Annotated in this window: 8 protein-coding genes; all 8 read right to left on the bottom strand. The window is 61.1% G+C overall.

The features are described from left to right. Nucleotides 1–275: 275 nt before the first annotated feature. The 8 genes from fliP to flgK all read right to left on the bottom strand — a co-directional run bounded on the left by fliP (nucleotide 276) and on the right by flgK (nucleotide 6,197). Entirely contained in the window at nucleotides 276–1,061 is a 786-nt protein-coding gene (gene fliP, locus B9A15_RS09555) for a flagellar type III secretion system pore protein FliP (protein ID WP_084409819.1), read from the bottom strand. Continuing rightward, complete coding sequence (locus B9A15_RS09550) at nucleotides 1,058–1,633, bottom strand: flagellar basal body-associated FliL family protein (protein WP_084409818.1); 576 nt, start codon at nucleotides 1,631–1,633, stop codon at nucleotides 1,058–1,060. The genes fliP and B9A15_RS09550 overlap by 4 nt, the downstream gene beginning before the upstream one ends. Nucleotides 1,634–1,779: 146 nt before the next feature. Further along, nucleotides 1,780–2,052: a flagellar biosynthesis protein FliQ gene (fliQ, locus tag B9A15_RS09545; protein ID WP_084409817.1), complete on the bottom strand. Its 273-nt coding sequence runs from the start codon at nucleotides 2,050–2,052 to the stop codon at nucleotides 1,780–1,782. Nucleotides 2,053–2,321: 269 nt separating this feature from the next. Then, nucleotides 2,322–2,732 carry a flagellar hook assembly protein FlgD gene (gene flgD / locus B9A15_RS09540; RefSeq protein ID WP_084409816.1) on the bottom strand — a complete coding sequence of 137 codons (411 nt, stop codon included), beginning with the start codon at nucleotides 2,730–2,732 and terminating at the stop codon, nucleotides 2,322–2,324. Continuing rightward, on the bottom strand, nucleotides 2,729–3,193 hold the full coding sequence (gene flbT / locus B9A15_RS09535; protein ID WP_084409815.1) for a flagellar biosynthesis repressor FlbT: 465 nt from the start codon (nucleotides 3,191–3,193) through the stop codon (nucleotides 2,729–2,731). The genes flgD and flbT overlap by 4 nt, the downstream gene beginning before the upstream one ends. Beyond that, nucleotides 3,190–3,537, bottom strand: a complete 348-nt coding sequence (gene flaF, locus B9A15_RS09530; RefSeq protein ID WP_084409814.1) for a flagellar biosynthesis regulator FlaF — start codon at nucleotides 3,535–3,537, stop codon at nucleotides 3,190–3,192. The genes flbT and flaF overlap by 4 nt, the downstream gene beginning before the upstream one ends. A 132-nt stretch (nucleotides 3,538–3,669) precedes the next feature. Beyond that, nucleotides 3,670–4,713 carry a flagellar hook-associated family protein gene (locus B9A15_RS09525; protein WP_084409813.1) on the bottom strand — a complete coding sequence of 348 codons (1,044 nt, stop codon included), beginning with the start codon at nucleotides 4,711–4,713 and terminating at the stop codon, nucleotides 3,670–3,672. Between the two features lie 17 nt (nucleotides 4,714–4,730). Continuing rightward, nucleotides 4,731–6,197, bottom strand: coding sequence for a flagellar hook-associated protein FlgK (gene flgK / locus B9A15_RS09520; protein WP_084409812.1), 1,467 nt, complete (start codon nucleotides 6,195–6,197; stop codon nucleotides 4,731–4,733). Nucleotides 6,198–6,480 lie beyond the last annotated feature (283 nt).

Genomic DNA, 6,480 nt, shown 5'->3' with positions numbered 1-6,480 from the left:
GAAGGGATCGAGCCATGCCACGATCTACCCGTGGGCGATCAGGGTCCCGTCGGTCTCCTTCCCGCACTCACTCTACACTATCCCAAACACACAGGAGTCCCGTGTCACCATGATTCGGCCCGAGGTCGACTGTTTACTTCCCTCGGCCGACCCCCATCGGCCGGGCAGCGCCGCGTCGTTCCGTGGGGCGCGGAACGGCGCGGCAATGCCAATTATCCGCCCCTTTTCGCCAGCCCGGAGGCCTGATCGGCCCTGGGCCTGACACTCTGTCTTCGTCAGAAGAAAGAGCGCACCAGCGAGCCGACGAGCAGGTTCCAGCCATCGATCAGGATGAAGAACAGGATCTTGAACGGCAAGGATATGATAGTCGGCGGCAGCATCATCATGCCCATCGACATGGTCAGCGTCGCAACGATCATGTCGATGACCAGGAAGGGCAGAACAATCAGGAAGCCGATCTCGAAGCCACGGCGCAATTCCGAGATCATGAAGGCCGGGATGAGAACGCGCAGATCGACATCGCGTTCGTCGGCGGCCCCCTGCTCCTCCGGCTGCACGCGGTCGCGGTCGTTGGCGGCGGCCATGTCGCCGAACAATGCAAGATCGGACGGCCTGACCTGGCCGAGCATGAATTCCTTGAAGGGATCGGTGATCCTGTAAAAGGCTTCTTCCTCGTCGATCTGGTTCTCCAGAAGCGGCTGCAAGCCATCCCGCCAAGCCTTGTCGAAGGTCGGCGCCATGACGAAAAAGGTCATGAACAGAGCGAGCGAGATGAGGATAAGGTTCGCCGGTGTCGTCTGGAGACCGAGACCGGTCCTCATGATCGACAGGGCAATGACGATACGGGTGAAGGAAGTCACCATCACCAGAAGCCCCGGCGCGATCGAGAGGACCGTCAGGATACCGAAGAGCTGAACGATGCGGCCGGAGGCTGCGGCATCACCGGAGGGGATAAGATCGGCGAGAGCCGAAGGGCTCGCGACCTGGGCGAGCGCCGGCTGGCTGAGCGCGAAGGCCAGCGCGAAGAGGCCCGTGAAAAGGGCGAGGTGACGGCGGCTCATTCGACCACCATCGCCTGAATCAGATAATCGACGACGGCCGGCGAGCGCAGCTTGGCGCGCTCGCGAAGATCGTCGCGCAGATGGAGCAGACCCCTGGTTCCCTCGACCTGGGCGATCTGCAGGGATCGCGCGAAAGCCAGCGTATCGGCTTCGATTTCAGCGGCCAGGACTTCCGGATTGGTCTCGCCATCGGGTTTGACCACAATCGCGGCCTCGATGCGGATCCAGGATTCTGGTGGGTTGTAGAGATTGGTCAGAACGGGCTTGAGCGGGACGAGCGTCAACGGCGCTTTTTCGTCGGCCATCTCGATCAGGCTGGCATCGCCATGGCCATCGGCCTTGGCCGTCTCGCCTTCGTGGCCCTCAGCCTTCGCGCCAGCCTCGGCACCATGTTCGGCCGCAACGTCCGCTTCGCCGGCAGGCGCTGAGCCACCGAGCATCATCCCAAGCAGCGCGCCGCCGCCGCCGCCCACCAGCGTGACGATGACGAAAGCGAGGATCACCGGCATCATGCCGCCGCCCTTTTTCTTCTGGGGCAGGCCCTCGGTGTCCGGCAGGTCGGTCTCGGCCATTCGAGTCACCTTCTTGAGGCTATGAGAACCGGCATGACGCCCTCATGGCGCCTTCCGTCTGCAAACTCGGTGTTAAAGAGTTTGGCTGTCGCGAGACTTGTCTCGAGCGACGTCGTCGCGGCTGCGCCTTGCGCACCGTAACCGGCTTAGCGATCGAAGCCGGTCTCGATCAGCGAATAGGTTTCCTGGGTGAAGGCGTAGACTTGCGCCCCCGTAAAGGAGGCCGTGATTGCGATCACGATGAAGATCGCGAGAATCTTCGGCACGAAGGTGAGCGTCACTTCCTGAATCTGGGTCAAGGCCTGGAAGAGCGCGATGATCACGCCGACCACCATGGCCGCGGCGACGGCCGGGCCCGAGGCGGTCACGATCGTCCAGATGGCGTTCTGGACGATATCGATGGCTTCTGCTTCGTTCATGGATAATGTGTCCCGATGCACGCCGAAAGAATATTTGGGTGGGCGTCTCTTGGACGCGGCTTGCAAAGGAGCGGCGCGTGCGAAAGCGCTCGTTAACCATATTTGCAAGGTCAGAGTCGTGCCGTCATAGTCACGATCTCGCGCAAGGGCTCGCCTCGCGAAAGGGCTCATTCTGATTGGCGAGACATTGAGACCTGGCCCCAACCTCGGGGCCGTTGTTCAAGAGAAGCGCAAGGGCATCAGGCGATGCCCTTCTTGCTGTCCCAGCCTTAGGAAACGGCGACCCCGCCACCCAGCATGATCGTCTTGCCGCTGGTCAGCGTCGCCTGGATGCCGCCATCGACGGCGCGAATGCTGCTGACCTCGCCGGAGACCGATCCGTCGCTCGACGTCATGGTCCGCCCGATCAAAGCGTCGGCCTGGGTCAGCGCGGAAACCGCCATCATCGTGTCGAGCCGCTTATTGGTTTGGATCGACTGCTCGACCGTCGAGAAGGACGCGAATTGCGCAACATATTCGGTGGAGTCGGTCGGATTCAGCGGGTCCTGATTGTTCATCTCGGCGACGAGAAGCTTCAGGAAGGCATCATAATCCATACCGGCCTTGGCCGATGCCTGGGTCATGCCGGTCGCACCGGCCTCGGCAGCCTTGGGCGCGCTGGAAACGGCGGAAACGCTCATGACATACCTCCAACGGCCAGTTGACGCTCGCTGCGATCCATCTGCGGAAGCGAGCGGACATTGTCATCCTCTTTGCCGAGGATCGTGTCCTCGATCGGGATCAGTACGCGCAGACGCTTGAGTGCCTCGAAGGCCCGGCCGCGCCCGATCAGCTCTTCCAATTCCAGAAGGCCGCTCAGAATGTCGCGGTTCGAATAGGTCTTCAGCATGGCCGGCAGCGACTTGGCAAAGAGATCGCGCGGTGCATCGCTATTGGCCGGGTCCATCAGCATCATCTGCACGATGAAATAGAGCTGGCGCAACGGCGTCGTCGCCTGCTCGGCCTGCATGACGTGGCTTTCCAGAAGGAAGGTCACGTCATTCAGGAATTCGAGGGTCGTCTTACGGTCGACCTTGAGCACGGCGCCGTTGATGAAGATGCGCTCGCCGGCTCTGAGAGAGATGCGAAGCGTCGCCATCAGTTGAGCCCGTCGCGAATGATCTGGGAGATTTCGAGAATGCCCTGGAAATTAGTGGATTTGCCGAGCCGGATGGCTTCGGCCTCGCGCATGATCCAAAGGCCGATCGAGATGAGCTCGGCCCGCAGATTGTCGGGAAGGCCGTTCTCGGAGCTCGCCAGATCCTCCACGAGGAGAGCCCAAAGCGAGCGCGTCGCGTGAATGGCCTCGATGGCGTCACGCGAGCGCGGACCGCTCGCTTCAGCCCGGCGCAGAAGATCGATCGAATGGTCCAGGGCCATTCGTTCGCGCTCGCGTGCGTCGGCCGCCGTGTCCTGAGCCACTTCCGCGTAAGAGAACTGATACATCGAAACCTCTTGGGTATGACCCGCCTTGCCCTGATCGGCAACTCATGGCGGTACGGTCTTTTGGGCGTCGGCTCGGCCTCTGCGACAAGGCCAAATCGGAGCTCAGATCGATCTAGAGTGCGACATTTCCGTCTAGAGATAGTTAAGAATGCTCATCCGAGAGATACGTGCCGTGACGGCATAGGATGTTTCCAGAAGATTTCTGAGATTTGTCACGCGTGTCGACGCCTCATAGACGTCAACCTCCTCAATCTCCGCAACGGACACTTCAAGAATTTTAGCTCGGTTCTCGAGATTTTCGTTGGCAAGCTTGACGCGCTCTTGGTATCCACCGATCTCAGTCCTCATGGTGTTGAGATCGGTTAGACCTTTATCGAGAGTTTCCAGCGTCCGCCTTGTGAGAACCTGACGCGCCTCATCGCCGAGCTCTTCAGGGTTAAGTGCAGAAATCATCACGTAAGATTTCATGAGCCCGCGAAACGCTGCCTCATTCGCCGAACGAGACGTCTGGATGGTTTCCGTGTCGCCGATCCGATTATCGATCGCCCCGTCCGAAGCCTGAGACCAGTCGGCTTCCCAATTTGCATCGTTGAAAAGCGTCTCGAACTGTGTGTCGAGGAAATTGGTCAGCTCGGCACCGGTCACTTGGTTTGGCTGTCGTCCGGCGAGCAACCCCGTCCATGCGGCTTCGATCGCCGTCTTGGCAGAAGAAGTCGCAAAATCTGTCGAAACGGGCGATCGCATCGCAGGTTGGTCCGCCGCCGCGCCCGAAAACAACGACCTTGATCCGAAAGACGTGTTGAGCGCTCCAATGAGTTGCCCAATAGCGGACTCGCCTCCCTGCCGATTGACCCGCATCGAGACGTCCGAGGCGCCATTTGCAATGATTGACGCTTTCAACGCGTCCCCGGTCTGCGCGACGGTTTCCAGGACCGCCTGCATCGTCTCGAAACGCTGGGCGATCGCCGTATTGGCGCTGATCAACTTCTCGGTGTTCGACAGCTGCCCGCGCATGGAAATCGTGCGGCTGACCGAGACCCCGAGGGACAGGCCCACATCGGCGTAGCGGCCGGTCACGACCTCCTTTTGGGCAATCGCCAGCTCTTCCTGAGCGCGATACACCGCCATTCGCGGAGCGCCCGAGAGTCCTATGGACGAGACGAGAAAATCCGACATCGATCAGGCTCCTGGGTTTAGGCGATGTTGATGAGCTGGTCGAGCATTTCGCCGACCGTCGCGATGAGCTTCGTGGAAGCCTGGAAAGAGCGCTCCAGATCGAGGAGGCGCGTCATTTCCTCGTCGAGATTGATGCCCGTCGAATTCGACAGGGTTTCCTGGGCGCGAGACACCATGATCTTCTGATAGCTGCTGCCCTCCGTCGCATCGGCGCGCTTGCCTTCGAGCCAAGCGATCGAAGCGGCGGAGAAGTCGACGAGGCTGGAATTCTGAGCGTCTCCGAAGGCGGGCGGCGCCGTCGAACTCCAGTCGTAGGGCGCAAGGTTCAACGGATTGGTAACCTTGCCGACCAGCGTGTTGAGCCATTGGGAATAGCCGGAGTCACCGGCCGTGTTCGGGCTGGTGCTGGCCGCGTTCACCGTTCCATCGCGAAGGCGCGACGCGTCGCCACCAGCAGTGTAATCCACGCGGGCCGCGACCATGATCGAGCGGGCGGTGATCGGATCTGCGCCGCTCGCCGATTGAAAGAGGCCGGGCCCGCCGGATTCCGTGAACTGCGTCACGAGGCCTCGCGCCATCATGTCGAGCTTTTCCTGAAACTCCGGGCCCATCTCGTCGCGAATCTGGAGGAGCCCCTGAAGACTGCCCGAGCGCACGGGCATGGACCCGTTCGCCGAGATATCGACCCCGTCGATCTTGAAGGCGCCGGGCCGGCGTGCGGCGGTCCCATTGTCCATTCGGATCGAGGGATCGAATGAACTCGTCGACGTGAACTCGATCGATCGGGGCATCTTGTCGAACATGACGATGCCGGAATCGGTGGTCAGGATGATGTCGTTGTCGCCGCGGCCGCGGACCGAAACGCCTACATATTTCGAAATCTCCGCGACGATCTGGTCACGGCGGTCAACGAGATCGGTGACGTCGTTGCCGCTGCGGGTCCCGACCACCACGCCATTATTCACCGTCTCAAGGTCCGACAGGAGCTTGCGCATGGCGTCGGCCGACTGTTTCAGCTCGGTGTCGGCATCCTTGCGCATCGCCTGAACGGCGTCGCTCGCGGTGTTGAGGCTGGCAGTCATGGCCTTGGCCTTGTCGACGGCAGCGCGTTGCAATTGCGGGCTTTCCGGTGATGCGGCGAGATCGGTCAGCGCATCCTTCAGGGCGGCCAGGGACGAGGAAGGCGAGGTCGGCGAATCGACGTCGCCGATCACCTCCCGCAGACGGTCGAGGGAGTCCGCGATCGTCTCGTTCGTGCCGAGGCTCGACTGGGCATTGATCAGAGCGCGATAGAGCGCCGGGTCGCTCGATTGGGAGATCGACCGGATTTCGACGGCGCCAGGTCTTGTGTAAACCGAATTGGCGTATTTGCGGGTCGCGGTCGGATCCTGCGCGTTCGCAACGTTCCGTGACACGACGGCGGTCTGCTGCGAGGTGACCGACAAAGACGAGCGGGCATTGCTGAGTACGGACAGTAGCGACATGGCAAGGACAGCCTTCAGGCTCGAATGAAACGACGGGAGAGCGCACAGAACGCCTGCACATCAGCTCCGCGCCCTAGTGGATCGGCCTGCGGCTGCTTCGCGCTGAGGGTGACCGACATATGTCCGCCCTCTCCGCCTGGCCCCAAACACGCGACCATCGCCGTTGCCTCCGATCTCTCGTTGACGAGAGTGGTAAGTGTCGAAGCTTGCCCTGATCTGACGGACAACCTGATAGCAACGAAGCTCTTGAAAAACGAAAAATCCGCCGCGAACAATTCGCGAC

Source organism: Fulvimarina manganoxydans (assembly GCF_900176465.1).
Classification (GTDB): domain Bacteria; phylum Pseudomonadota; class Alphaproteobacteria; order Rhizobiales; family Rhizobiaceae; genus Fulvimarina; species Fulvimarina manganoxydans.
The sequence above is the reverse complement of the archived record's forward strand: the minus strand, read 5'-3'. Positions and strand labels throughout refer to the sequence as shown.